Raw genomic sequence first — 25,860 nt, 5'->3', positions numbered from 1 at the left:
GGAAACGGCGCGTCTTAGAGCGCGCCCTGTTCCGCACTCGTAAAGCGCTGCACCGCGTTCTTCGCCGCCGTCAGGAACTTGATCCGGAGCTCCGTCAGCTTCCATCCGGCAGGACGTAGCTCGAGCTTGCCAAGATAGACCCGCGTCGGATCGAACTTGTCTTCCATGTCGATCTCGAAGCTCGTCGCGCTCGTGAATTCCGCCCGCTTCACGCGAGCCCACGCGCGCGAGATGCGATCCATGATCGGCAATGTCTTCGCTTCGTCCTCGCTCGCGACCAGATCGCGATACTTGGCCCGGAGCGTGAAGAGCTGCGGAAGTCCCTCGGGCGTCACGTACTTGTCGACAAGACCGTCGACGGCGCTCTGTCCGAGGTAGGCTTTGAAGCGCGTCCAAAGCCCGGTGCTGGCGGCCGGATCACTCTCGGGATCGGGAAGGTTCAGCGCGATGCGTGCAATCGACGGCTTCAGTGTTTCGCGCACCGTCGGCCACTCGATGGCGGTCGAGAGATAGTCGGCATTGCCGTTGCGAACGGCCTCGCGAATGCTCCAAGCCGTCGCGAATGGCGACCCTATGTAGATCGAAGCGGCGAGAGCAGCAAATCCGACGACGAAGTAAACCGGCTTCATGCAAAGTCCTGAGGCTGGCGCGCACATTGGCGCCGTCATGCTCTCTTTACGGACCGATTCTGACGAACTTCGGGCTAGGGAAGCGGTTGCCCACCGTCAGTTTCGAGACTGCCGCTACGTCGCTTCGTCCGCAGCGCGCGTTTTATTGCATATGGATTTCAGGCTCTGCCAGTCGCCGGCATCAAGCGCAGGGCTCGCGGGATAATCGTGCTGCGCGCCGACAAGCCGCGCACGTTCGGCGGCCGGCGGATGCGTGCGGAACCAACTGAAGGCGCCCGGGCTCTTGTCGCCCTCGTCGGCCTCCATCTTCACCACGCGCGTAAAGAAATTGCCGAGTCCTTTCGGAGAGATGCCCGCGGCCTTGAGCAGTTCCAAGGCATGCTTGTCGGCTTCGCGTTCGGCGTCGCGCGAATAGCCGAGCTGCGCCAGCATGAGCCCAACGTTGGCGAGACCGCCGCCCGTCGTACCGCCAAGCATGACTTCGAGCGTCGCGCCGAGGCCGATGCCCCGGATGATCGCGGCCTCGGGATGCATTTCGATCCCGTGACCCATTTCATGCGCCAGAACGCCTGCGGTCTCGTCCGGACTTTGCGATTTGTCGAGCAGGCCCTTGGTAAGGACGATCTGCCCGCCCGGCACGGCAAAAGCATTCATCAAGGACCAGTCATAGACATGGACGTTGAACGGCACATTTGCCGGGGCGCCTTGCGAGAGCCGGTCCGTCAACCGCTTCAGGGCGGCCAGCCCGGCCGGGTCGATGCATTCCTTGTGGCCTTCGGTCATCGATTCGCGCGTCGTCTTGCCGAGCCGTTCGCGCCAGCTGTCAGGCAGCGCCTTGGCAATCGATTTTGCCGGGCTGAAGCCAGACATGTAGCCCAAGAAAAACAGCGCTGCGAGGATCGCGAGGAGAACGAACCACATTCGTTTTTCGCGAAGCCAGGCGGCGCGCGCGGAAAGCTGCGGTGCCCGTTCCCTAAGGTCCGCTGCGAAACGGGCCCCCTGGACGAAAAGCGAAGCGCCGGGCTCGTCTTTCGAAGTCAGCAGAACGTCGATCGCGTTGGGCCGTATTGGTTCTTCGGAGCGCAGCGCGCCGTAAGTCCAGATATGGCGCCGTTGGCCGGAGCCAAGGTCGACCTCGACGCCGGTCACGCCAAGCGACGCCGCGCCGTCTAGCGGTGGCGAACCCCGGCGGGCAATGAAGCGGCAATAACTCGTGGCAGTCGGACTAGGCTCGGCGCCTGATGACATGGAACCACTTCCGCGAAGGTTGGGGCCGATCGATCAACACTAATCGCGCCCGGCCGTAAAGAAATGTCTCGCGCACGACAAACTCGGGCCCTTGTGGCGTCGAAATCTCAGCCCAAATGGCAGTCCAACGGCCATCGTCGACGCAAAGGCCCGGAGCAGATTTTACAGCAGCGCCCGGGGCCGTTAACGATATTTGGCGACTTGCATGGCTGTTGTGGCGGTTTAGCAACTCTCCGAAAACGCCACGCCACTTTCGAGCCACAATGACCGCGCACCTGCTGACAGCTCCGCTGTTAATGCAGCGTCACTTTTTATCAGGCAGAGCACTTTCGCCGAGCCCCCGCGACTGGCATCCCTGCCGCATCCAAAGTCGGATGTGTGGATAGGGCGAGGATGCCCAAAGAGGAATAAATGGACGCCAAGACGTTCGATAAATCGAAGTTGCCGAGCCGCCACGTAACGGAAGGTCCGTCGCGGGCCCCGCACCGTTCCTACTACTATGCGATGGGGCTGAAGGAAGAGGACATCCACCGTCCGTTCGTCGGCGTCGCATCCTGCTGGAACGAAGCCGCCCCCTGCAATATTTCGCTGATGCGCCAGGCCCAGTCTGTGAAAACGGGCGTCACCGAGGCCGGCGGCACACCGCGCGAGTTCTGCACCATTACCGTCACCGACGGCATCGCGATGGGCCACCAGGGCATGAAGTCGAGCCTCGTCTCGCGCGAGGTCATCGCCGATTCGATCGAGCTGACCATTCGCGGCCACTCGTATGACGCTCTCGTCGGCGTCGCCGGCTGCGACAAGAGCCTTCCCGGCATGATGATGGCGATGCTGCGCCTCAACGTTCCGAGCGTCTTCATCTACGGCGGATCGATCCTGCCGGGCCGCTTCAAGAGTCGCGACGTCACCGTCGTCGACGTTTTCGAAGGTGTCGGCATGCATTCCGCGGGCAAGATGTCGGACGCCGACCTGCACGAACTTGAGTGCGTCGCCTGTCCGTCGGCCGGCTCGTGCGGCGGTCAGTTCACCGCGAACACCATGGCCTGCGTGTCGGAAGCGATCGGCTTGGCCCTCCCGGGTTCGGCGGGCGCACCTGCGCCCTATGAAAGCCGCGATGCGCTGGCGCTTGAAAGCGGCAAGGCCGTAATGCGCCTCATCGCCGACGGCATTCGTCCGCGCGATATCTGCACGCGCAAGGCCTTCGAGAACGCGGCCATCGTTGTTGCCGCGACCGGTGGCTCGACCAATGGTGCGCTTCATCTTCCCGCCATGGCGAACGAAGTCGGCATCGATTTCGATTTGTTCGACGTAGCCGAGATCTTCAAGCGCACGCCTTACATCGCCGACTTGAAACCCGGCGGAAAGTACGTCGCCAAGGACGTCTACGATATCGGCGGCGTTCCGCAGATCCTGAAGGCTCTGCTCGAAGGCGGAATTTTGCACGGCGATTGCCTGACCGTGACCGGCAAGACACTCGCTCAAAATCTCGAGAGCGTCCAATTCAACCGCGATCAGAAAGTCGTATTTCCGGTTTCCAATCCCATCACGCCGACGGGCGGCGTCGTGGGCCTCAAGGGCTCGCTCGCACCCGACGGCGCGATTGTGAAAGTCGCAGGTCTCAAAACGCTGAAGTTCCGCGGTACGGCCTTGTGCTTCGACTGCGAAGAAGATGCGTTCCAGGCGGTCGAGGATCGGAAGTACAAGGATGGCGACGTGATCATCATCCGTTACGAAGGGCCGAAGGGCGGCCCTGGCATGCGCGAGATGCTGTCGACGACGGCGGCACTCTATGGCCAGGGCGCTGGCGACAAGGTCGCCCTGATAACGGATGGACGCTTCTCCGGCGGCACGCGCGGTCTCTGCATCGGCCACGTCGGTCCGGAAGCAGCCGTCGGTGGCCCGATTGCGCTCGTCGAGAACGGCGATGTCATCGTGATCGACACCGAGAATGGCACGCTCGACCTCGAGGTCAGTGAGGAAGAGCTGGCGAAACGGCGCAAGAATTGGAAGGCACCGCCCAACATGTATCAATCGGGCGCGCTGAGAAAATTTGCGGACCAAGTGGGACCGGCGAGGTACGGCGCCGTAACCCATGCGGGAGGAAAGGCGGAAGTTCACTGCTATGCGGACATTTAGGCTTGCACTTGCGGGAAGCATTGCGTCTCTTCTGATGCTCGGCTCGGCGATGGCGGAAGACGTTGTCTTCCGCACGCCGGACGATGCAATGAAGCAAGGAATCTCGGCGTTCAACGGCGGCTACTACGAGCTGGCGTTGCCCGCCTTCGAGGCGCTCGAGCCCTCGAAGCCGCAGATCGCGCGTTTCTACATGGCGCGCATCTACGGCGATAACGAAGGCGCGTATACCGATCACGGTAAAGCTTTCAGCTTGTACAAGTCGCTTGCAGACGAATTGCAGGACGTCGATCCCGACGACGATTCGCTCGCTCCTATCGCCGCCAAATCTCTGACTGCCGTTTCGATGTATTTGCGAAATGGCATGGCCGGCGCGGGCGTGAAGCCCGACGTCGAGCAGGCAAACCGCGCTTTGCAGCGTGCCGCCCTCACGTTTAACGATGAAGACGCGCAGTTCGAACTCGCCAAGGTGTTTTTGCGAGGCGAGGGGCCGGATATTTCGGTCGCCGGCTTCGAAGATCCGTCGAGCAAGATTGCGAACGGCCGCCATTGGCTGTCGCGGCTTTCGCAGGCAGGACATCCCGGCGCCCAAGCCTTCCTCGCCGATCTGATGTGGCGCGGTAAGTTCGTCGAAAAGAATCCGACGGCAGCACTCAACCTCATCGACGTCGCCGTCGCCAACGCGCCGCCGAGCGAGCGCGTGTGGATCGAGGATATCTATCAGAACATCTTCTGCAATGCGGGCGAGGGCGTTCGTCAGCAGGCGACGGGACGCGTCGCCGAATGGCATAACCTGTATGGCCGCCGCCCCGCTGTGCGCGACGGCAAGGACGGCCTCGACGATTTATCACCCGAACCGGTGAGAACCTGCGCCAATGGCGAGCTGGTGCGTCCGATGGGTGTCGCGATGCCGATCCCTGCACCGCAAGTGATCTCGTCCGGGCCATCGGTTTCGCCGCAGCGGAACGCCGTCATTCCTGCGGGAGCGACGACGCTGCGTCCGGCGGCAGCGCAGTCCGCGCCAGCCTTGTCGTCATCGTCGCCGATGCTTGGACTGACCCCGGGCGGCGCCACGGCCCGCTGAATTCACCCACGTTCGGCGGCCGCCTTCACGAGCGAAGCTGCCGAACGGATCGCCACGCTTTCAAACGCGTCACGCCGCGAGCTTGATCCACACCGGCACGTGGTCGGAGGGCTTCTCCTGCGCCCGCGTATCGCGATCGATGCCAGACGAACGCAAAAGATCGGCGGCCTGGCTCGACAGCAGCATGTGATCGATGCGGATGCCATCGTCCTTCTGAAATGCGCCGGCTTGATAATCCCAGAACGTGTAGACGCCGGGCCCTGGATGGCACGCGCGCGTCGCATCGGTGAAGCCGAGATTGACGAGCGTTCGCCAGGCGGCGCGGCTCTCCGGCTGAAACAGCGCGTCGTTGACCCAAGCCTGCGGACGTTTCGCATCCTCGTTTTCGGGAATGACGTTGAAGTCGCCCGCAAGGATCAGGGGCATTTCGTCTGCGAGCAGCGCTGCCGCCAGCGCCTGCATCCGCTTCATCCACGCAAGCTTGTAGGCGAATTTCTCGGTTCCGATCGGATTGCCGTTCGGCAGATAAAGCGAGACGACGCGAACCATGCGATCGCCGAGCGCCACGGACCCTTCGATCCACCGCGCATGTTGATCGGCGTCGTCGCCGGGCAATCCCCGCGTCACGTCCTCGAGCGGAGATTTCGAAAGCAGCGCGACGCCGTTGAAGCCTTTCTGGCCATTGGTCGCGACGTTGTAGCCGAGGTCCTGAAATGCCGATGTCGGAAAGCCCTCGTCGACCGACTTGATCTCCTGCAGGCAAACGACGTCGGGCGAATGCTGGCGCAGATAGCCGAGCGCCGATTCGAGCCGCGCTTTGACGCCGTTGATATTCCAGGTCGCGATGATCATGGCGAGGGCGCGCTTCAGTGCGAATTGAACACCGGTTCGCGCCGGGGCGGCGCGGCAAACCGCCGATCAGATGTGCCATCCAACCGGCGACAAATCAAATCCGGATCGCTCAGATCGAGAAACTGGTGCCGCAGCCGCAGGAAGCCGTCGCCACGGGGTTCGTGATCTTGAAGGCGGCGCCGATCAGGTCGTCGACGAAATCGATCTGTGCGCCTTCCATATACTGCACCGAAACCGGGTCGATCACCACGACTGCGCCGTTCCGCTCGATGACGAGGTCGTCATCGGCGTGGTTGCCGACGAGATCGAACTTATATTGAAACCCGGAACAACCGCCGCCCTCGACCGAAACGCGCAAAATGGGCGCTTCCGCCTCGGTTGCGGTGATTTCGGCGATTCGCGTCGCGGCGCGTTCTGTAACGGTAATGGTCATCGGGCACCGATCGGTTGCAAGTCGTTAACCGGCCAGCTCCTACTAGCGGTGGCGGTACGCAACAGATAGGAAAGCGCCAGACGAAGTCAAATCCTAAGCGCATCGAACGATGGTAGCGAGTCTCAAACCGGCCGCCGAGAACCCGGATTACGGGCAGAATCTGAAGCCCGGAGAACGCTTGCCGGCCCCCTATGCCGCGAGCGCCGTTGCCTCCCGCGGCCGCTATCACCCCGAATCGCAATGCGGGAGCCGCAGCCCGTTCCAGCGCGACCGCGACCGCGTTCTCCATTCCACGGCCTTCCGCCGCCTGACCTACAAGACGCAGGTCTTCCTGCCGCACGAGGGCGATCACTTTCGGACGCGGCTGACGCATTCGTTGGAAGTGGCGCAGATCGCCCGCACCGTCGCGCGCCAGCTTCGCCTCGACGAAGATCTGGCGGAGACGATCGCGCTGGCGCACGATCTCGGGCACTCGCCGTTCGGACATGCAGGCGAGCGGGCGATCGATACCGAAATGCACCCCTACGGTGGCTTCGACCACAACGCCCAATCGCTTCGCGTCGTGACGACCCTCGAGCGCAAGTATCTGGCATTCGACGGGTTGAACCTGACCTGGGAAACGCTCGAAGGGCTGGCGAAGCACAACGGCCCTGTCCGCGCGGACTCGCCCGTCGCCAAAGTCGCGCGCCACATCGAAGCGTGGAGCCCTTTAAAGCTCGAACAATGGCCGTCCGCCGAAGCGCAAGTCGCAAGCCTTGCCGATGACATTGCCTACCTCTCGCATGATGTCGATGACGGGCTCCGCGCTGGACTGATCACGTTCGAAAAGCTCGATGGCGTACCGTTGGCGGGACCGATCGCGAACGAGGTGAGGGCGGTCGCGAGAGACGCCGAAAACAGCCGGGCCATTTACGAAGTCACCCGTCGTATGATCACGGCGATGGTTAGCGACGTGGTCGCCGAAAGCCGCCGCCGCCTCGCGGTATCGGCCCCTCGATCGCCCGATGACATCCGCGCCGCCGGGCAGGCCGTGATCGCCTTCTCGGACGCGATGACCCTCGATCTCGCGCACCTGAAGAGCTTCCTCTTCGCGGCCGTTTACCACCACCGGCGCGTGCTCGATGTTATGGAGAAGGCGGAGAACGTCGTCCGCGACCTATTCCGGAAATACAATTCCGATGCGGCGACCCTGCCTGCCGGATGGCGCGAAGCGCTGCGGGGCCTCGACGACCGCCATCGGGCCCGCGTCGCTTGCGACTTTCTGGCCGGGCAGACCGATCGCTACGCGCTCGCGGAACATCGCCGCCTGTTTGACGCCACCCCGGAACTGGGATAGGCGCGCTATACCCCCTCTCCCCATTCCCCTTCGGAATGGGGAGACGGCCGGGGTGAGGGGCAGCCGCTTGTTCAGTGCAAGTTGCGGCCCCTCACCCTCACCCTTTCCCCGTAAAGACGGGGCGAGGGAACCCAAGCATTTAGGATTCCTATGAACGTTTTCGCTGATGTCGTAGCCCGCGTCCAAACTGCGCTGACGGAGCTTCAGTCCGAGGGAGTTCTGCCCAAGGACATTGCCCTTCCGGCCTTCGACGCTGAGCCCCCGCGCGACACAAGCCACGGCGATGTCGCCGTCAACGCCGCGATGGTGCTGGCGAAGCCCGCGAAGATGAAGCCGCGCGATATCGCGGAAGCGCTGAAGGCCAAGCTTGAAGCAGCGCCGGGCATTGCGAAGATCGATGTTGCTGGTCCTGGCTTCTTGAACATCACCTTCAAGAATGACGTCTGGCAATCGCTCGTCCGCACGATTTTGAAAGAGGGATCGGCCTACGGCGCTGGCGGAACGGGCCACGGCGAGAAACTCAACGTCGAATACGTTTCTGCAAATCCGACGGGGCCCATGCACGTCGGCCATTGCCGCGGTGCTGTCTTCGGAGATGCGCTCGCGAACCTGCTCGTCTTCGCGGGCTACGATGTGACGCGCGAATACTACATCAACGACGCCGGCGGCCAGGTGAACGTGCTCGCACGTTCCGCCTTCCTCCGGTATCGCGAAGCGCTGGGTGAGAACATCGGCGCCATCCCCGAAGGGCTTTATCCCGGTGAGTATCTGAAGCCCGTCGGCGAAGCGCTGGCCGCCGAGCACGGCCCGTCGCTCCTCAACATGCCGGAAGAGCGCTGGCTGCCGATCGTCCGTTCATTTGCCATTTCCAAGATGATGGAGATGATCAAGGACGATCTCGCCGCCCTCAACATCCGCCACGATGTGTTCTTCTCGGAAGCGTCGCTGACGTCGAACGGCCGCGATCAGGTCAGGGCCGCGATCGAAGTTCTCCGGCAGAAGGGTCTGATCTACGAGGGCACGCTCGAAAAGCCCAAGGGCCATGACGACAGCGAGTGGGAAGACCGCGTCCAGACGCTTTTCAAATCGACGGCCTACGGCGACGACGAAGACCGCGCGCTGCAGAAATCCGACGGCAGCTACACCTACTTCGCGGGCGACGTCGCATACCACTACGACAAGCTGCAGCGCGGCTTCCGCCATCTGATCAACGTCTTCGGCGCCGATCACGTCGGCTACATCCCGCGGATGAAGGCCGCCGTCGCCGCGCTGTCGGACGGTGCGGCCGATCTCGATGTGAAGGTCGTACAACTCGTCAGGCTCTTCAAAGCCGGCGAGCCCTACAAGATGTCGAAACGGGCAGGCACCTTCGTCACTCTGCGCGACGTGGTCGATGAAGTCGGCCGCGATCCCGTCCGCTTCATGATGCTCTACCGGAAAAATCAGGAGACGCTGGACTTCGACTTCGCGAAAGTGACGGAGCAGTCGAAGGACAACCCTGTCTTCTACGTGCAATACGCGCATGCTAGGGCCGCAAGCGTGCTGCGAAACGCGGTCGAGCAGGTTCCCGGCTTGGACGTGTCCGTCGAGGCGTTGGAGAAGGCCGACCTTTCGCTCCTGACCGATGCGGGCGAACTCGATCTGGTCCGTCGCTTGGCAGGTTTCCCGCGGTTGGTCGAGGGCGCGGCTGCTGCCCACGAGCCGCATCGTGTTGCCTTCTATCTTTACGATCTCGCCAGCGCTCTCCACACCCAATGGACACGAGGCAACGATTCGCCACATTTACGTTTTATTCAGCCAAATGACGGGGTTGCGACGTCGGCAAGGTTGGGGCTGATTTTCGCGACAAAGACGGTGATAAAATCGGGGCTTCAAATCCTCGGCGTCGAGGCGCCCGAAGCGATGCGCTAAAGTCTCGAATCGACGATTAGGCGCAACCACGATTTTGCGCCCCACTTTAAGGGGGTTTCCGCGATGTCATCGCAGAACGCATTTCCCGGGCCGAACGCCGGTAGGCTGGCTGCCCGCCCCAATACGCACACGAGCAGCTCTCAGCCGCCCTGGGTCAATCCACAGGCGCAAACCGGCCGTCCACAGCAGCAGCCCGCCGATAATGGCAGCGGCTGGCCCGGCCATCAGCAGCCCCAGCAGCCGGCATCGGGCTATCCGAGCTTCCCACAACCGGGTTTCGGCGGCCAAGCTCCCGAGCAGCAGCCGGCCTATGGCCAGTGGAGCGAGCTCCAGCCGTCGCAAGCGCCGAATCGCGGGAACTATGGCGGCTACCAGCAGCACGCCGCTGCGGGACAGGCGGACCCCTACGCGCCGCAGTTCGAACCCTACGTGCCGCCGTCGCGGCCAAGCTTCGCCCCGCAGCAGACGGCACAGCCACAAGCCTACGGAAACCAGCAGCAGGCGGCGCAATGGCCAGCCCAGGATCACGATCCGCATGGCTTCGATAACGGCGGCTTTGGCCAGCCGGCCTTCGCGCCGCAACCCGCCCGGCAGCCCGCGCATTCGGCGCAAACGTTCGGCCAGCAGCAGTATCACGAGAACGAATTGAGCGCGGCCGACTGGGCCGGCCCCCACGACAATTTCGCCCATGACCCCTACCAGCAGAATCGCGGCGACGCTCATCTCGGCTTCGGTCAGGCCGAAGGCGGCGAGCTGGAGCCCGTCTATGGCGAGGAAGACGTCGAGTACGAGGATGAAGAAGAAGCGCCGCGCGGCCGCCGCCCGCTGATGATCGTGGCAGCGCTGATCGGCGCGATCGTGATCGGCGGTGGCATGGCTTACGGCTATAAGAAAATCACCGGCGGAGGCAATCCGCAGGGCGACCCGCCTGTCATCAAGAGCGCGGAGTTCCCCTCGAAGACGAAGCCGGCCGATGCCGGCGGCAAGCAGTTTCCCTATTCCGATACGAAGATCATGGGCCGTCTTGGCGACGGCACATCGCAGGCTTCGGCGCAAGAGGCGAACAATTCTGACGGCTCCTCGTCGGGCAGCTCCGACACCACGGCGAACGCATCCGCGACCGACGATAATAACGGCGGCGCGCGGAAGGTTTCGACCCTCGTTGTCGGCCGCGACGGCACCATTCAGGCTCCGCCGCCCGCGTCTGAGCCGGATCACGGACCTCAGCAGGGCTTCAGCGGCGTTCCTGGCACGTCGCTGGTCGACTTCGGCCAGCATCAAGGCACCGCACCGGCCACGAGTGGGCCGCCCGTGCGCCCCACGCCCATGAACGCAGAGGCAGCGCCGGCCGCAAAGAAGGTGAAGCCCGTCAAGGTCGTGACGGTCAATTCTCCCAATACGACCGGCAGCACCGGCAGCGTGGATGACACGGCCGATGCCCCCGCGGCGCCGGTCAAGAAGCTGAAGAAGGTCGCGCGGGCCCAGCCGACGGTCGAAACCGATGCCACGGCGGATGCGCCGCCGGTCGTTCAGTCTTCAAGTGGCGGCGGAGTCGGGTTCGTCGCAGTCTTGGCGTCGATTCCTCGCTCTGACTCGAGCCGCATCGACGCCCTGAAGCGCTTCGCCGATATGCAGCAGAAGTACGGCAGCGCACTGGCGGGTAAAACGCCGGACGTCGCGTCTGCCACCCTGGCGAAGGGCGCCTATGACCGCCTCGTCGTCGGTCCGCCCGGATCGCGGGAGGAGGCGAACAATGTTTGTTCGCAGCTGAAGGCGCAAGGGTACAAGGATTGCTGGGTCACCTCTTACTGATCGCGTAAGCATCCGTGATATGTCTCCGGCTGGTGCACCCGCACCGGCCGGTCGCGTTTAATAGCCAGGACATTCGGCCCCGGAGGGCCAAGCTGCGATGGTCGCAAGCCTGATTGTTGGCCTCTCTGGCGTCGCCTTGATGGACGACGAACGACGCTTTTACCGCGATGTACAACCCGCCGGACTGATCCTGTTCGCGCGCAACGTCGCCGATCGCGAGCAGCTGAAGCGGCTCGTCGAAGACGTCCGCGATGCCGTCGGCCGGAGCGATTTTCTCGTCCTGATAGACCAGGAAGGTGGCCGCGTTCAGCGCCTGAGACCGCCGATAGCGCGCTCGCTTCCCCCCGCCGCCGCCTATGCCAAGTTCTATGCGCGCGATCCGGAAGCGGCGAAACGCGCTGCCTTCACCGTGGCACGGCTGACGGGTGAGGAGCTTCGGACGTTCGGCATTACGATGAATTGCGCGCCGGTCGCCGATCTTCCCGTCGACGGCTCGCACGAGATCATCAGCGACCGCGCCTATGGCTCGACCGTTGGCGAGGTCGTCGCCCTGGCCCGGTCGGTCGCGGATGGGTATCTCGCGGGCGGTGTCGTTCCGGTGATTAAACATATTCCGGGTCACGGCCGGGCGACTGCCGATAGCCATTTGTCGTTGCCCGTCGTCGCGACGGCGCGCCCAATCCTGTCGGAAACGGACTTTGCGCCGTTCAAGGCGCTCGCGAATATCCCCGCCGCGATGACCGCCCATGTCGTCTATTCCGCGATCGATCCGGCCAATCCCGCCAGCACCTCGGAAATCGTGACGAGGGAGGTCATCCGCGGCGAGATCGGCTTTGATAACCTGCTGATGAGCGACGACCTCAGCATGAAGGCCCTGAGCGGACCGATGCGGGCCCGCGCCGAAGCCGTCATTGCCGCAGGGTCCGACCTCGCGCTCCATTGCAACGGCGATATCGAGGAAATGCGCGCGGCCGCGGAAGGCGTGGCACCGCTTCAGGGCCGAGCCGCCGAGAGATTTGAGCGCGCTTGCTCTTGCATCGGCCGGATCGAACCTTACGATAGGGAGGAGGCTCTACAACTCCTCGCCGGCATCCTGGGCCAGCAGACTCCGGTTGTCTGAATCAGTGTAGTGTCGCGGCTGCGCCTCAAAATGAGAGCGGCGCCGCCACAGGAAACATAATCGAGACGCGATGGACGAGACGGCAACGCAAGGCGAAAGCGGAGATTCCGGCTGGGACGCTTCAGGCCTTGAGAACATGCCGGCCGGAGACGATGCCTTCGTCGTCGATATCGAAGGTTTCGAAGGCCCGCTCGACCTCCTGCTGGCTCTTGCCCGCACCCAGAAGGTTGACCTGACGAAGGTTTCGATCCTCGCGCTCGTCGAGCAGTATCTGGGTTTCATAGCCGAAGCGCAGCTCCTGAAGCTCGAAATCGCTGCCGACTACCTCGTGATGGCGGCCTGGCTGGCGTATCTCAAATCGCGCCTTCTTCTGCCGAAGGAAAAGGACACCGCCGACACGGCGACGGCCGAAGAGCTGGCGCAGCGRCTTTCCTTCCGCCTGACGCGGCTCGAAGCGATGCGCGACAAGGCCGCGATATTGCTGACGCGTCGTCGCCTCGACCAGGATGTCTTTGCGCGCGGGGCGCCAGAGCACATCAAGGTTACGCGCGATACGACCTATACCGCGACGGTCTACGACCTGCTCAAAGCCTACGCCGATCAAAGGAAGCGAACCATCCGCGTCGTCCACGTCGTCAAGGCGCGGCGCGTCTGGTCCATCAAGGAAGCGCGGACCCGTCTTGAAAGGCTCGTCGGCGCAACGGAAGGCGACTGGGCGCAGCTCGACCTTTTCCTCGAGCAATACCTGCCGAGGAACGAAGAAGAGCGTTCAGCACTTGCAAGTTCGTTCGGCGCCACCCTCGAGATGGCTCGCGAAGGGCTGATCGAGCTTCGGCAGGATGAGCCGTTCGCGCCGATCTACATGCGCAAACGCGAAGCGGGAGCGGTTTGGGAAAAGATCGGCTAGCAGCGCCGGAAAGATATGGGGGCTAGAAAAAAGCCATGGTTCCGCCGAGACTGACGCTAGTGTCGGATAATACGCGCGAGAAAACCGAAACGGTCCGAAACGACGACGCGGAAGCGGCGCTCGACAGTGGGCCCGCGTCCGCGCTGAGCGACCCTGATGCCGCTGTCGATCATCTTTCGAAAAGTGCAGATCGCGAGAAATTGCGCCGCCTCGAAGCGATGCTTTTTGCTTCTTCCGCGCCGCTCGATGCCAAGTCGCTGGCCCGCGGCCTCGACGCCGGCGATGACGTCCACTCCCTGCTGATCGCGCTGCAGGCTGAATACAAAGATCGCGGCGTGGTGCTCGCTCGCGTCGCGGGCCGCTGGCAGTTCCGCACCGCCGACGATCTGTCGTTTCTGCTTGAACGGCAGCAGAAGGAGGAACGGAAGCTCTCGAAGGCGGCGCAGGAAACGCTGGCGATCATCGCCTATCATCAACCCGTCACCCGCGCCGAGATCGAAGAGATCAGGGGCGTATCGACGTCGCCCGGCACGCTCGACGTGCTGATGGAAACCGGCTGGATCCGCCCGCGCGGCAGGCGCCGGGCGCCGGGCCGGCCGCTGACCTATGGAACGACGGAAGATTTCCTCGTCCATTTTGGTCTCGACAATATCAAGGACCTGCCGGGTCTCGCCGATCTCAAGGCTGCGGGCCTCCTCGACGCCAACCTGCCGCCAGGCTTCACCGTGCCGTCTCCGACGGACGTCGCGGCGCTGATGCCGGATGAGCTTCCGCTGACCGACGACGGCGACGAGGAGGAAGAAGAGCAGGAGACGCTCCCTCTGGAGCTTCAGGGCGACGAGGGTGAAGAGGGCGAGACTGCGAAGGACGAGCCTGCGAACGAAGAGGGCAAGGACTGACCGCCTTCACCGCCCCGCCACTGGCAATATTACTTATCATTAATTTGGACCGCGACGGACGGTTGCTGTCAAGCCAAGCGGGCCTAAACCGCCATGGCGATTACAAATTTTGGGAACTCGGCGTTCTCCCGCCTCATCCGCAATCCTTGCCCCGCCCTGGCGGTTCTGCGATAAGGACTTAGATACGAAGAAGCGTTCAGCTGCTGGCCAGTGCCAAGCTGCCGCCGAGAGGTCTTTCAATGGGTTTAAGCGCGCAACATATCCTCCTTCTCCTCGTCATTGCTCTGCTGCTTTTTGGCCGCGGCAAGATTTCGGAGTTGATGGGCGACGTCGCCAAGGGCATCAAGAGTTTCAAGAAGGGCATGGCCGAGGATGATGATCCTGGGGTCAAGCCCGCGCCGCGTACGATCGAGAACGAAGCCGTGAATCCGGACCGCACGAAGGTCGGATGATCCCGTCACGTTCATAAGTTCGCGGCTGGTCCCGACAAGGTTGCTCGATGTTTGATATCAGCTGGAGCGAGCTTCTGATCCTCGGGATCGTGACGCTGGTTTTCGTCGGCCCGAAGGAACTGCCGGTCTTCATGCGGACGATAGGCCGCTACGCCGGCATCGTGCGCCGCCATGCCAACGAGTTCAAAGGGCAGTTCGATGCCGCCATGCGCGAAGCCGAGCTCGACTCGATGCGCAAGGAAGTCGAGCAGATGCAAAACTCGATCAACTCGGAAGTCATGAAGGCGAAGGCGTCTGTCCACGACGCCAGCGCAGCATCAAACATAGAGCCGAACGCAAGCACGCCTCCGGCGGCATCGTCGCCTGCCCCGCCCGCACCAGCCGATACCCCGCTGTTGACGCCAGCCGAGCCGCCGCGTCCGGCCCCGCCGCAGTCGCCATCCGAAGCGCAAGTGCTGCCCGAGAAATCGTCTTCCACCGCCGAGCGGACGGAGTCCTAGCGCGATGCAGGAGCGGTTACCGCCGTCGGCGACAGGCCCGGGCATCGAGCCCCTGCGCGAAGGCCAGGAGGACATCGACGCCAGCAAAGCGCCCTTGCTCGATCATCTGATCGAATTGCGTCAGCGGCTGATCTGGGCGCTCTGCGCCTTCGTCGTCATGTTCTTCCTCTGCTTCGCGGTCGCCGGCCACATCTACAACGTGCTGGTCTGGCCCTACATGTGGGCATCCGGCAGTGACCACGTGAAGCTGATCGCGACGCACTTCCTCGAACAGATCATGACCCAGGTGAAGCTCGCCATGTTCGGCGCGGCCTTCCTGTCGTTCCCCGTCGCCGCGACGCAGATCTATAAGTTCGTCGCGCCCGGCCTCTACAAGAACGAGCGCCGCGCTTTCCTGCCGTATCTGATCGCCACGCCCGTGCTGTTCGTCATCGGCGCGATGATGGTCTACTTCGTTGCGATGCCGGTGCTGATCCGCTTCTCGATCGGCCTGACGCATATGTCGGGCGAGGGCGTACCCGAGATCGAGCTGCTGCCGAAGGTGTCCGAATACCTGTCGCTGATCATGACGCTGATCTTCGGCTTCGGCATCGTCTTTCAGCTGCCGGTCGTTTTGACGCTTCTCTCGCGTGTAGGGTTCGTGACGTCGGACGCTCTAGCGAGGGGACGCCGTTACGCCATTGTTGCAATCTTCGCTGCCGCCGCGCTTCTGACCCCGCCCGACGCCCTGAGCATGTGCATTATGGCGCTCCCGACGATCGGGCTATATGAAATCTCGATCCTTGCAGTACGCTTCGTCGAGAGACAGCAGGCAAAGGCGAAGGCAGCCGCTTCCTGAGCATTTGCGCCTTTTGGGAAAGCTGTCCAAAGCGACCCTGGACCGGGCCAAAAGCATCGTATAGGACGGCCCGATAGCTCCGACGCGAAGAGGCCTCCCCGTGTTCGACATCAAATGGATCCGAGACAACGCCGCGACCTTCGACGAGGGTCTGCGCCGGCGCGGGCTCGAGCCGCAATCAGCCAGCCTTATCGCGCTCGATGAGAAACGCCGCGCTCTGCTGACGTCGCTGCAGGAAGCGCAGTCGCAGAGGAATGCAGCGTCCAAGGAAATCGGCAAGGCAAAGGCCACGAAAGACGAAGCCACCGCCACGCGCCTGATGACCGAGGTCGCCGAGCTCAAGCAGTCCATCGCCAAGGGCGAGGAGGACGAGCGCCAGCTCGACGCCGAAATTCGCGACGCACTTTCCGTCATTCCGAATACGCCCCGTGAGGAGGTGCCGTTCGGAACGGACGAGACGGGTAACGTCGAAGTGCGCAAGGTCGGCACGCCCGGCACGTTCGACTTCACGCCCAAGCAGCATTTCGAGATCGGCGAAGCGCTGGGCCTGATGGACTTCGAAGCCGCGCAGAAAATTTCTGGCGCCCGCTTTGTCGTGACCAAAGGCGCCATCGCGCGCCTCGAACGCGCCATCGCCAGCTTCATGCTCGATTTGCATACGGGCGAGTTCGGCTACACCGAAGTCAACCCGCCGTTGCTCGTCAAAGATCAGGCGGCTTACGGCACAGGTAATCTTCCAAAGTTCGCTGAGGACCTCTTCAAGACGACGAACGATTTCTGGCTCATCCCAACCGCCGAGATCTCGCTGACGAACCTCGTGCGCGAGCAGATCCTCGACGAAGCGCAGCTGCCGAAGCGCATGACCGCGTGGACACCGTGCTTCCGCTCCGAAGCGGGCGCCGCCGGTCGCGACACGCGCGGCATGATCCGCCAGCATCAGTTCTCGAAGGTCGAACTCGTCTCCGTTGTTACGCCGGAGAAAGCGCTCGAAGAGCACGAGCGAATGACGTCGTGCGCCGAGGAAGTCTTGAAGCGTTTGGGCCTGCCGTTCCGCACGATGCTTCTGTGCACGGGCGACATGGGCTTTGCCTCGCAGAAAACCTACGACATCGAAGTCTGGTTGCCGGGCCAGAACACGTATCGCGAGATTTCCTCGTGCTCGGTGTGCGGCGATTTCCAGGCCCGGCGCATGGATGCGCGCTATCGTCCGAAGGACGGTGGCAAGCCGGTTTACGTCCACACGCTGAACGGCTCGGGCCTCGCCGTCGGACGCACGCTGATCGCCGTTCTCGAAAACTATCAGCAAGCCGACGGCAGCGTCGTCATTCCCGATGCACTTCGTCCCTATATGGGCGGCTTGGCGCAAATACAGAAAGCGTAACGTCTTCCCATGAGAATTCTGATCACCAACGACGACGGCATCAATGCGCGCGGATTGGAAATCCTGAAAGCCATCGCACTCGGGATTTCACCCGATGTGTGGACGGTCGCGCCGGAAACGAACCAATCGGGCACGTCGCATTCGATGACGCTGCACACACCGCTTCGTTTGCGCTCGCTCGATGATCGCACCCACGCCATTGCAGGCACCCCGACGGATTGCGTGATCATGGCCGTGCGTCATGTTCTGAAGGGTCAGCCACCTGATCTGATCCTGTCGGGCGTAAATCACGGATCGAACCTCGCTGAGGACATCACCTATTCGGGCACGGTCGCGGCGGCGATGGAAGGCGCGATCCTCGGCATCCCCTCGATCGCGCTGTCGTTGATGATGGGCTTTGAAGAAGGCTCGCGGCGAGCGATTTGGGATACGCCGCTCGCGCACGCGCCTTCGCTGATCAAGAAGCTGCTGCAGGAGAAATGGGCGCCGAAATCGCTCATCAACATCAATTTCCCGGATGCCAATCCGGACGAGATCAAAGGTGTCGCCGTCACCTCGCAGGGCGTTCGCGATCAGGCGCTGCTCGATATCGATAGCCGCTCCGATCCGTGGGGCACGCCGTATTTCTGGTTCGGATTCGAACGGCGGAAATCGACGCTCATTTCCGGGACCGATCTTGCGGCCATTGCGCAAAACAAAATTTCCGTCACTCCGCTGAGCATCGATCTGACCAATCACGGCGCGTTGAAATCGTTGAGCAGCCGGCTGAAGTGATCGGATTTTGCCCCCGCTACAACTCCGCGAAAGTCGCCAGATTGACGAAATCCCTCCGCGAATAGAGCGCAATCCTCAGCTATTCCGATAAAACTCCGGCGGTGTGCAACGCACCGTCGAAAGTCACCGTCGTTTCCAACGGGCCGCTTTTCTGTGGGGCAGGGCACGCGGCTCTTACCGCAAGCAGTGCAACTCGGGGCATCAAATTTAAATCGCACGGGGGACGTTTACTCCCCGTTAACCGGTTAAAGGTTAATGGATGGTGCGAGTAGAGGTGCGTACCATGATGAGTTGTTTTGGCGTAGGCCGGTGCGGACGCTTGGGCCTCAAGTCCGCGAGCGCCGTTTCTCTAATAATTGCAAGCGTTACCCTCGCGGGGTGCAGCGCGGACGTTACGCGCTTCGATAGCACGTCATTCAATTTTAACGATGATCCGAGCACGGCCAGTGTACCGGTTCCGCCTGAGCCGGTGCACACGAGTTCGTTAAGCGATAACCAATATCTCGGCGGTTCGTCGCCACGCGGACCCTATGGCGCCGGCGCTTCGTCCGTTCAGGTCGCCGCTCTGCCCGACGCTACGGGGGATCATGGCGCGCCCTATGCGCAGCCGCCGCCTGCCACATCACAGCCGGTCACGTCGCAGCCTTATCGCCCGGCAAAGCCATTTGCCCGTGCGCCGCGCGAGGAGACGCAGGCCCGCGACACGGCTCCCGCTTCACAGGCGGCGCCGCTCGCCAAGGGTGAAATGATCGAGGTTCAGCCCGGCGATACGCTCTATGGGCTGTCGCGCCGCCATCAGGTTTCGCTCACCGAATTGACGTCGCTGAACGGTTTGAGCAACCCGAACCTGAAGCCGGGGCAGAAGCTCTATCTTCCGGCCGCTGGCGGCTCATCCGATCGCAGCAGCGTCGCCGCTGCGAAGGCCGTCGAGGCGGCAACGCCCTTGCCCGCGCCGCTCTCTCCCGCCGCGCCTGATGTCGCCGCGCGCTACAACGCGACCTACACCGTGCGACCCGGCGACTCCCTCTATGGCATCGCGCGGTCGAACAAGGTGAAGTTCGCCGAGCTTCAGCAGGTGAACGGCATCAGCGATCCGCATCGCGTGAAGCCCGGTATGGTTCTGAAAGTTCCGGGCGACAGCCCGCGCGATACCCCGGTACATGTCGCCGCGGTGACACCCGCGCCGCTGCCGTCCACGTCGCCGCCTGCCGCGGCTTCAACGCCCGCGCCTTCCGCCGCCCCGTCGGCGACCGCTGAGGTGCCGCCGATCGTGCCGAGCCCTCCTGCGCGCTATGGCGATGCCACGACGATGCAGCCGACCGTCATCAATGGCGAAAAGCGCGTCGCAGCGCTTTCCGACAACAAGGCGACCGACGCGTCTCCTGACATTGCACCCGCGCCGCCAGCACCGGTCGCCGAAAAGGCGGCTCCGGCGGATAAGCCCGCGGCGCCCGAGGACAAAGTCGCGGTTTCAGTTCCGGCTTCGGTCGCCGACTCCGCAGCCAACACCGGCAAGCTGCGGTGGCCGACGAGCGGCAAGATCGTTGCAGGTTTTGGCGGCCGTCCCGACGGAACGCACAACGACGGCATCAATCTCCAGGTGCCGCTCGGAACCGAGGTCCACGCGGCGGAGTCTGGCGTCGTTGCCTACGCCGGCAGCGAGCTCAAAGGCTATGGCAACCTCGTGCTGCTTCGCCACGACAACGGCTGGGTCACCGCCTACGCGCACAATGACGAATTGCTTGTGAAGCGCGGTGACAAGGTCAAGCGCGGACAGGTCATCGCGAAGGCCGGCAAAACCGGCTCCGTTGATCAGCCGCAAGTCCACTTCGAATTGCGTCAAGGCTCGAAACCGGTCGATCCGATGCCGTATCTCGAAAAGCTTTGACGCTGACCTCTAGCGCGGGGCAACGCGCTGGCACTGAGGGAAGACTGGGGGCCGGATCGATCGATCCGGCTCTCTTTTTGTTGGCTCTACGTCATCCTCGGCCGAGCGCGCCATCGGCGCGCCGCTCCAAGGACGACGAAAGAGGTCAGACCTTATCCGTCGAAGTTCGCGTGCGCCCCGCCAGATCCTGCACGTATTGCCACGCGACGCGGCCCGACCGCGCGCCACGCGTCGTCGCCCATTCGAGAGCGTCCCGCCGCAATTCATCGTCCGCGACCGCGATGCCGAAGTGCTCGACATAGGCTTGGACCATCGCGAGATAATCGTCCTGGCTCGCATTGTGAAAGCCGAGCCAGAGTCCGAAACGGTCCGAGAGCGACACTTTCTCTTCGGTCGCCTCGCCGGGGTTGATGGCCGTCGCCCGCTCGTTGTCGATCATGTCGCGCGGCATGAGGTGACGGCGGTTGGATGTCGCGTAGAAAATCACATTTTTCGGACGGCCCTCGATGCCCCCATCGAGCACGGCCTTCAGCGATTTGTAGCTCGTGTCGTCGTGATCGAACGAAAGATCGTCGCTGAAGACGATGAAGCGGAAGGGCGCGGCCTTCAGAATGGCCAGGCACTTCGGCAGCGATCCGATATCCTCACGGTGGATCTCGATGAGCTTCAGTCCGCCGCTGAGGCTCAAGGCATCGGCATGCGCCGCTTTGACGAGGCTCGATTTGCCCATCCCGCGTGCGCCCCAAAGCAGCGCGTTGTTGGCCGGAAAGCCTGCCGCGAAGCGCCGCGTGTTGTCGAGCAGAATGCCCGCGGTCCGGTCGATGCCCTTGAGAAGCTTCAACGGCACGCGGCTAACCTCCGGAACCGGCTCGAAGCTCGCCGTATCGGCTTGCCACACGAATGCGTCGGCTTTGGTGAAATTGGCGGTCCGGAGCGGGGCGGGGCTCAAACGCTCGAGAGCGTCGGCGATCCGTTCCAAGAGCGGGCGATTGGGATCTGCATCTGTCATTAAGGATTTCCAGAAGGCTGAAGGCCCGGCGCGCTATCCGCCGGAAAAAGCGTGTTTAATCGTTGCCCGATCCAGTGCCAACGGCCTTTCATGGGCCTATGCGAGGTTGCAAAAGGGTTTCGGACCACTATAGTCCGCCCGAATTTGAGGGGGCTCATCCCTCCGGACCATTGGGATCCGGGGCGGTAGTGCTTATTTCAATCGCATCCGGAGGACCATTCTTTCCAATGTTTACGACTTCCGCATTCGCGCAGACCGCCGCAGCCAGCCCGATGGACCCACTCGGCGGCCTTCTGATTCCGATGCTGGCGATGCTGGCGATTTTCTACTTCCTCCTGATCCGTCCGCAGTCGCAGCGCGCGAAGCAGCTTCGTGAGCGGTTGAACGCCGTCCGGCGCGGCGACACGGTCGTCACCTCCGGGGGCATGGTCGGCAAGGTTACGAAGGCCTCCGACACGAGCGACGAAATCGAAGTCGAACTTGCCGACAATTTGAAGGTCCGCATCGTCAAGGGCACCCTTTTGGAAGTCCGCACGAAGGGCGAACCTGTCAAAGACGCAACGTGATTGAACGTCTTCATCGTGCGAGAACGTAGCTGCGCCCAGATGCGCAAGTTCTGATCCGCGCATCTCCTAACGTCTGAGACCCTGTTCCGATGCTGCAATTCACACGCACGAAAATCATTCTGATCATTTTGACCTGTCTCGCAGGCTTCGCAATCGCGATGCCGAACTTCTTCGCAAAGGAAACGGTCGCATCGTGGCCATCCTTCGTGCCGAAGAAGCAGCTGCCTTTGGGGCTCGACCTTCAGGGCGGCGCGCATCTTTTGCTCGCAATGGATCAGGACGAGATCAAGAAGGATTGGATGAACAACCTGCGCGATGAATCGCGCAAGCTTCTTCGTGATGCGAAAATCGGCTTCACCGGCATCGGCATCCAGGGCACCCAGCTCGTCGTCAAGCTCGCGAAGCCCGAGGAACGGGACGCGGCCATCAAGCAATTGGACAAGGCGAGGCAATCGATCGGCAGCGCCGTGCTCGGCACCGGCGGTTACGATATCTCCGTCACGGCCGGCAATGACGATGGCACCATCATCGTAAAGCCGACCGAACCGGGCCTCCGCGCGCGTATCTCAAACGCGGCCGCGGCTTCGATCGAAACGATCAATCGCCGCGTCAATAATCTCGGCACCTCGGAATCGACGATCGTGCGGCAGGGCACTGACCGCATCCTGATCCAGTTTCCGGGTCTCAAGGACACCAAGGACTTGAAGGCGCTCATCGGCGAAACGGCCAAGCTGACCTTCCATGAAGTCCATCCCTCGCTCAGCGCCGAGGAGGCCAAGCAGACGAGCATCCCTCCGGGTTACAAGATCTACCCCGGCGACAGGAGCGAAGGCCCCGCAGAATATCTGCTGCGCGAACAGCCTGTCGTCCAGGGCGACGACCTCGCCGACGCCCAGCCGGGCTTCGACAACCGCACCAACGAGGCGGTCATCAACTTCCGCTTCAATCAAAGCGGCGCGCGCAAGTTCGGCAACTTCACGAAGGATAACGTCGGCAAGCCCTTCGCGATCGTGCTCGACAACAAGGTGCTTTCCGCACCCGTTATCCGCGAGCCGATCCTCGGAGGCTCCGGCCAGATTTCCGGCAGCTTCAACGTCGAAAGCTCGAACCGCCTCGCCGTTCAGCTCCGCTCCGGCTCGCTGCCTGCGAAGTTGACGATTGTCGAAGAGCGGACCGTCGGTCCGTCGCTCGGTGCCGACTCGATCGCCGACGGCAAGCGCGCCGGTATCATCGGCGGCATCGCGGTCATCCTTCTGACGGTCCTTGCCTACGGGACGTTCGGCATCTTCGCGTGCGTCGGTCTGCTCGTGCACTTGATCTTGACGCTCGCCCTCATGACGCTCATCGGCTCGACGCTGACGCTGCCGGGCATCGCTGGCTTGGTCTTGGGTGTCGCGATGGCCGTCGACGCGAACGTTCTGATCTATGAGCGCATCCGCGAGGAATTGCGAACGGGCAAATCGCCGATTGCCAGCATCGATGCGGGCTTCCAGCGCGCCTTCGTGACGATCGCCGACAGTCAGCTGACGACGCTGGCTTGCGCGCTCATCATGTTCTGGCTGGGCTCGGGTCCGATCCGCGGCTTCGCCGTGACGCTGACCATCGGCATTCTGACGTCGATCTTCGCGTCCGTGACGGTCGTCAGGCTGCTCATCTCGTTCTGGCTCAAGGCCCAGCCGAAGGGCCGCATCCAAATCGTGCCGGTCTAGGAGACCACTTCCGTGTTGATGAAACTTATACCGGTCTTCAAGGGCTTCGACTTCTTCCCGCACGACCTGAACTTGCCCTTTATGAAGTTCAAGGGGCCCGCGCTCGTCGCATCTATTATCGCGATGGCTATATCCATAGCGCTGTGCGCGACGCTCGGCCTGAACTACGGCGTCGACTTCAAAGGCGGATCGCTGATTGAACTGCAGACGAAGAGCGGCAATGCTGACATCTCGTCGCTGCGTGAGAAGCTCAACGCTCTGGGTCTCGGCAACGTGCAGATTCAGGAGTTCGGCACGCCGAACGACGTGCTCGTGCGGCTCGAGGAGCAGCCAGGCGGGGAAACCGCTCAACAGCCCGCCGTACAGAAGGTGATTGACGCAACGAGCGCCGACTATGTGCAGCGTCGTGTCGAAGTGGTCGGCCCGGCCGTGTCGAGCGAATTGCGCATGACGGGCTTCATCGCCGTCGCCGCGGGTATCTTGGCGATTGTCGCCTACGTATGGTTCCGCTTCGAATGGCAGTTCGCTCTCGGCGCCGTCGTGGCGTTGTCCCACGACGTCCTCTTGACCGCTGGTATCTTCTCCCTGTTCCGGCTCGAATTCGATCTGTCGACCGTCGCCGCGCTTCTGACCATTCTCGGATACTCCGTGAACGACACCGTCGTCGTGTCGGACCGAATTCGTGAGAACCTCCGCAAGTTCAAGAAAATGGAGCTGAACCAGCTCTTGAACCTTTCGATCAACGAGACGCTGTCGCGTACAATCCTGACCGGTGTCACTGCGATCGCGGTCCTGGTCTCGCTCTACATCTTCGGCGGCGAAGTCATTCGCAGCTTCAACCTCGCAATGCTTTTGGGCGTCGTGATCGGCACGTACTCGTCGATCTTCATCGCCGCCCCGCTATTGGGCTACCTCGGCGTCAAGCGGGATTGGAGCGACGCTGCTGCGAAGGCAGTTGCCGCGACCAAGACGAGCCGCGCCAAGGCCTGATAGGCGGCGCGAACGAGGAACGCCGCCGTTATGACGCCCGAGGTCGCCCGCTACCCCTATGAAACGGCGATCACGGCCTACGGCAACGGCGGCTTCCGTTTCGCGGAGATGAGCCATCGCGGCTCGATCATCTGCGTGCCGAGCGGCGTCTATGCCTGGACCGCGACAAGCGCCGAAGCGCTCGACGAGAAAGACATCGACTTTATCCTGAGCCGCCTGGAGCCTCCGATCACGGTTCTGCTCGGCACGGGCGAGAAGCAGCTTTGGCCTTCGTCCGAGGTCTATTCCGCATTCGCGAAAGCCGGCGTCGGCCTCGAGCCGATGTCGACAGGAGCCGCGGCCCGCACGTACAACATCCTGATCGCAGAGAAACGAACGATCGCAGCGGCGCTGATCGCAGTTCCGTAGAGCAATTCCAGCAAAAGTGTGCAACGGTTTTGCGTCTGGAATTGCGTCAAAACAAAAGGCAAGAGCGTTTTCGCGATTCAAAGAAAAGCGGAAACGCTCTAGCGGCCGTCCGAAGTAGCGCCTCCAATCCGCGAGTGACGTGTGAGCAACTCCGATACGCGAGCGATCGACTTCGATGCGGTGCGCCTCGCCGCGCGAACTCATGCGCCTGATCGTTTCTACGCCGCGCTCTTCGCACCCCACGAGGCACGCGAAGATCTCATCGCACTCGCGGCATTTACCGGCGAGATCGAACGCATATCGCGTCTCGTCAGCGAAGCCGCTCTCGGCGAAATTCGCGTTGCGTGGTGGCGAGACTCTTTTCTGAGCCGGGGAGAAAGCGGGCGTTCCGGCAATCCTGTGCTCGATGCCTTTGCGGAGGTCATCCGCCGCCGTGCGCTTTCCCTCGGAGCTATCGAGGATTACCTCGCGGCCCATGCGGACGCTTTTTACGGCGAGGCCCCGGCGGACGACGCCGCCCTGGCGAGATCAATGCGCGTCATCGACGGCACGCCGTTCGTATTTGCGGCTGCGATCCTCGACGTCACCATAGATGAGCCGTTGCTCGCTGCAGCGTCCCGGGCTTCCGGCTTCGCCCGCATCGGCCTGGAACTACCATATGCTCTGATGAGACACCGCGCGCTGCTGCCGATGGCGCGCTCTCCAAACCCTTTCGGACCCGATGAGCCGCAAGACTGGCGTCCGCAAACGGCATGGCTCGTAAGCGAAGGACGCAAAGCACTTGCCGAAGTCCGCCGCCAGCTGAAGGGCAAACCCAAAGCCGCAGCAACGGCTTTATTGCCGCTTGCCCTCGTGGAGCCCTATTTTCGCGCTTTGCAGAACCCTCGACACGAGCCGGCGCGCGACATCTTGGAAATCGCGCCTATCGCTCGATTGTGGCGTATTGCACGCGCGCATTGGTCAGGTCGCGTCTGACGGCCA

General features: G+C 62.5%; 24 protein-coding genes. 19 read left to right on the top strand and 5 right to left on the bottom strand.

What is annotated here, in order from left to right; genetic code table 11:
* Positions 1–14 precede the first annotated feature (14 nt).
* A complete protein-coding gene (locus AB4Z24_RS10435) occupies positions 15–629 on the bottom strand; it encodes a DUF2939 domain-containing protein (RefSeq protein ID WP_441708085.1) in 615 nt (204 codons plus the stop codon).
* Between the two features lie 114 nt (positions 630–743).
* A complete protein-coding gene (locus AB4Z24_RS10430; protein WP_441708083.1) occupies positions 744–1,877 on the bottom strand; it encodes a M48 family metallopeptidase in 1,134 nt (377 codons plus the stop codon).
* A 411-nt stretch (positions 1,878–2,288) separates the two neighbouring features.
* On the opposite strand from AB4Z24_RS10430, the gene ilvD reads away from it, so the two are divergent.
* Positions 2,289–4,013 (top strand): dihydroxy-acid dehydratase, encoded by a 1,725-nt coding sequence (gene ilvD, locus AB4Z24_RS10425; RefSeq protein ID WP_441708081.1) that lies wholly within the window; start codon positions 2,289–2,291, stop codon positions 4,011–4,013.
* Entirely contained in the window at positions 4,000–5,094 is a 1,095-nt protein-coding gene (locus AB4Z24_RS10420; protein ID WP_441708080.1) for a tetratricopeptide repeat protein, read from the top strand. Before ilvD ends, AB4Z24_RS10420 begins: the two co-directional genes overlap by 14 nt.
* A gap of 69 nt (positions 5,095–5,163) precedes the next feature.
* Here AB4Z24_RS10420 and xth read toward each other — a convergent pair whose 3' ends face one another.
* Positions 5,164–5,946: an exodeoxyribonuclease III gene (xth, locus tag AB4Z24_RS10415; RefSeq protein WP_441708078.1), complete on the bottom strand. Its 783-nt coding sequence runs from the start codon at positions 5,944–5,946 to the stop codon at positions 5,164–5,166.
* Between the two features lie 109 nt (positions 5,947–6,055).
* A complete protein-coding gene (gene erpA, locus AB4Z24_RS10410) occupies positions 6,056–6,379 on the bottom strand; it encodes an iron-sulfur cluster insertion protein ErpA (RefSeq protein WP_441708076.1) in 324 nt (107 codons plus the stop codon).
* A gap of 109 nt (positions 6,380–6,488) precedes the next feature.
* Here erpA and AB4Z24_RS10405 point away from each other — a divergent pair, with 109 nt between their 5' ends.
* From AB4Z24_RS10405 to AB4Z24_RS10350, 12 genes are all read left to right on the top strand, one after another.
* A complete protein-coding gene (locus AB4Z24_RS10405) occupies positions 6,489–7,715 on the top strand; it encodes a deoxyguanosinetriphosphate triphosphohydrolase (RefSeq protein WP_441708074.1) in 1,227 nt (408 codons plus the stop codon).
* A 150-nt stretch (positions 7,716–7,865) separates the two neighbouring features.
* Positions 7,866–9,626: an arginine--tRNA ligase gene (argS, locus tag AB4Z24_RS10400; protein ID WP_441708072.1), complete on the top strand. Its 1,761-nt coding sequence runs from the start codon at positions 7,866–7,868 to the stop codon at positions 9,624–9,626.
* A gap of 63 nt (positions 9,627–9,689) precedes the next feature.
* The gene (locus tag AB4Z24_RS10395; protein ID WP_441708070.1) at positions 9,690–11,438 is read left to right on the top strand and encodes an SPOR domain-containing protein; all 1,749 of its coding nucleotides are present in this window, start codon (positions 9,690–9,692) and stop codon (positions 11,436–11,438) included.
* Between the two features lie 97 nt (positions 11,439–11,535).
* On the top strand, positions 11,536–12,558 hold the full coding sequence (gene nagZ, locus AB4Z24_RS10390) for a beta-N-acetylhexosaminidase (RefSeq protein ID WP_441708068.1): 1,023 nt from the start codon (positions 11,536–11,538) through the stop codon (positions 12,556–12,558).
* A 70-nt stretch (positions 12,559–12,628) separates the two neighbouring features.
* Complete coding sequence (locus tag AB4Z24_RS10385) at positions 12,629–13,465, top strand: segregation and condensation protein A (RefSeq protein WP_441708066.1); 837 nt, start codon at positions 12,629–12,631, stop codon at positions 13,463–13,465.
* A gap of 35 nt (positions 13,466–13,500) precedes the next feature.
* Entirely contained in the window at positions 13,501–14,364 is an 864-nt protein-coding gene (scpB, locus tag AB4Z24_RS10380) for an SMC-Scp complex subunit ScpB (protein ID WP_441708064.1), read from the top strand.
* A 239-nt stretch (positions 14,365–14,603) separates the two neighbouring features.
* Positions 14,604–14,816: a twin-arginine translocase TatA/TatE family subunit gene (locus AB4Z24_RS10375; protein ID WP_441708062.1), complete on the top strand. Its 213-nt coding sequence runs from the start codon at positions 14,604–14,606 to the stop codon at positions 14,814–14,816.
* 47 nt (positions 14,817–14,863) lie between these two features.
* On the top strand, positions 14,864–15,316 hold the full coding sequence (tatB, locus tag AB4Z24_RS10370) for a Sec-independent protein translocase protein TatB (protein ID WP_441708061.1): 453 nt from the start codon (positions 14,864–14,866) through the stop codon (positions 15,314–15,316).
* Positions 15,317–15,320: 4 nt separating this feature from the next.
* Positions 15,321–16,154 carry a twin-arginine translocase subunit TatC gene (gene tatC / locus AB4Z24_RS10365; protein WP_441708059.1) on the top strand — a complete coding sequence of 278 codons (834 nt, stop codon included), beginning with the start codon at positions 15,321–15,323 and terminating at the stop codon, positions 16,152–16,154.
* A 100-nt stretch (positions 16,155–16,254) separates the two neighbouring features.
* A complete protein-coding gene (gene serS / locus AB4Z24_RS10360; protein ID WP_441708057.1) occupies positions 16,255–17,535 on the top strand; it encodes a serine--tRNA ligase in 1,281 nt (426 codons plus the stop codon).
* A 9-nt stretch (positions 17,536–17,544) separates the two neighbouring features.
* Positions 17,545–18,309 carry a 5'/3'-nucleotidase SurE gene (gene surE, locus AB4Z24_RS10355; RefSeq protein WP_441708055.1) on the top strand — a complete coding sequence of 255 codons (765 nt, stop codon included), beginning with the start codon at positions 17,545–17,547 and terminating at the stop codon, positions 18,307–18,309.
* Positions 18,310–18,592: 283 nt separating this feature from the next.
* On the top strand, positions 18,593–20,197 hold the full coding sequence (locus AB4Z24_RS10350) for a LysM peptidoglycan-binding domain-containing protein (protein ID WP_441708053.1): 1,605 nt from the start codon (positions 18,593–18,595) through the stop codon (positions 20,195–20,197).
* Between the two features lie 145 nt (positions 20,198–20,342).
* Here the strand turns inward: AB4Z24_RS10350 and AB4Z24_RS10345 are convergent, their stop codons facing one another.
* Positions 20,343–21,206: an ATP-binding protein gene (locus AB4Z24_RS10345; protein WP_441708051.1), complete on the bottom strand. Its 864-nt coding sequence runs from the start codon at positions 21,204–21,206 to the stop codon at positions 20,343–20,345.
* Between the two features lie 227 nt (positions 21,207–21,433).
* Here AB4Z24_RS10345 and yajC point away from each other — a divergent pair, with 227 nt between their 5' ends.
* The 5 genes from yajC to AB4Z24_RS10320 all read left to right on the top strand — a co-directional run bounded on the left by yajC (position 21,434) and on the right by AB4Z24_RS10320 (position 25,854).
* Entirely contained in the window at positions 21,434–21,772 is a 339-nt protein-coding gene (yajC, locus tag AB4Z24_RS10340; RefSeq protein WP_290991012.1) for a preprotein translocase subunit YajC, read from the top strand.
* Positions 21,773–21,861: 89 nt separating this feature from the next.
* Complete coding sequence (gene secD, locus AB4Z24_RS10335) at positions 21,862–23,481, top strand: protein translocase subunit SecD (protein ID WP_441708049.1); 1,620 nt, start codon at positions 21,862–21,864, stop codon at positions 23,479–23,481.
* Positions 23,482–23,499: 18 nt separating this feature from the next.
* Positions 23,500–24,471, top strand: a complete 972-nt coding sequence (secF, locus tag AB4Z24_RS10330) for a protein translocase subunit SecF (RefSeq protein WP_441708283.1) — start codon at positions 23,500–23,502, stop codon at positions 24,469–24,471.
* A 30-nt stretch (positions 24,472–24,501) separates the two neighbouring features.
* Positions 24,502–24,879, top strand: a complete 378-nt coding sequence (locus AB4Z24_RS10325; protein WP_441708047.1) for an Mth938-like domain-containing protein — start codon at positions 24,502–24,504, stop codon at positions 24,877–24,879.
* 141 nt (positions 24,880–25,020) lie between these two features.
* Entirely contained in the window at positions 25,021–25,854 is an 834-nt protein-coding gene (locus AB4Z24_RS10320) for a squalene/phytoene synthase family protein (RefSeq protein ID WP_441708045.1), read from the top strand.
* The last annotated feature ends 6 nt before the right edge of the window (positions 25,855–25,860 follow it).

Origin of the sequence: Hyphomicrobium sp. 2TAF46 (assembly GCF_052114865.1) — a bacterium.
Lineage (GTDB): Bacteria > Pseudomonadota > Alphaproteobacteria > Rhizobiales > Hyphomicrobiaceae > Hyphomicrobium_B.
The sequence above is the reverse complement of the archived record's forward strand: the minus strand, read 5'-3'. Positions and strand labels throughout refer to the sequence as shown.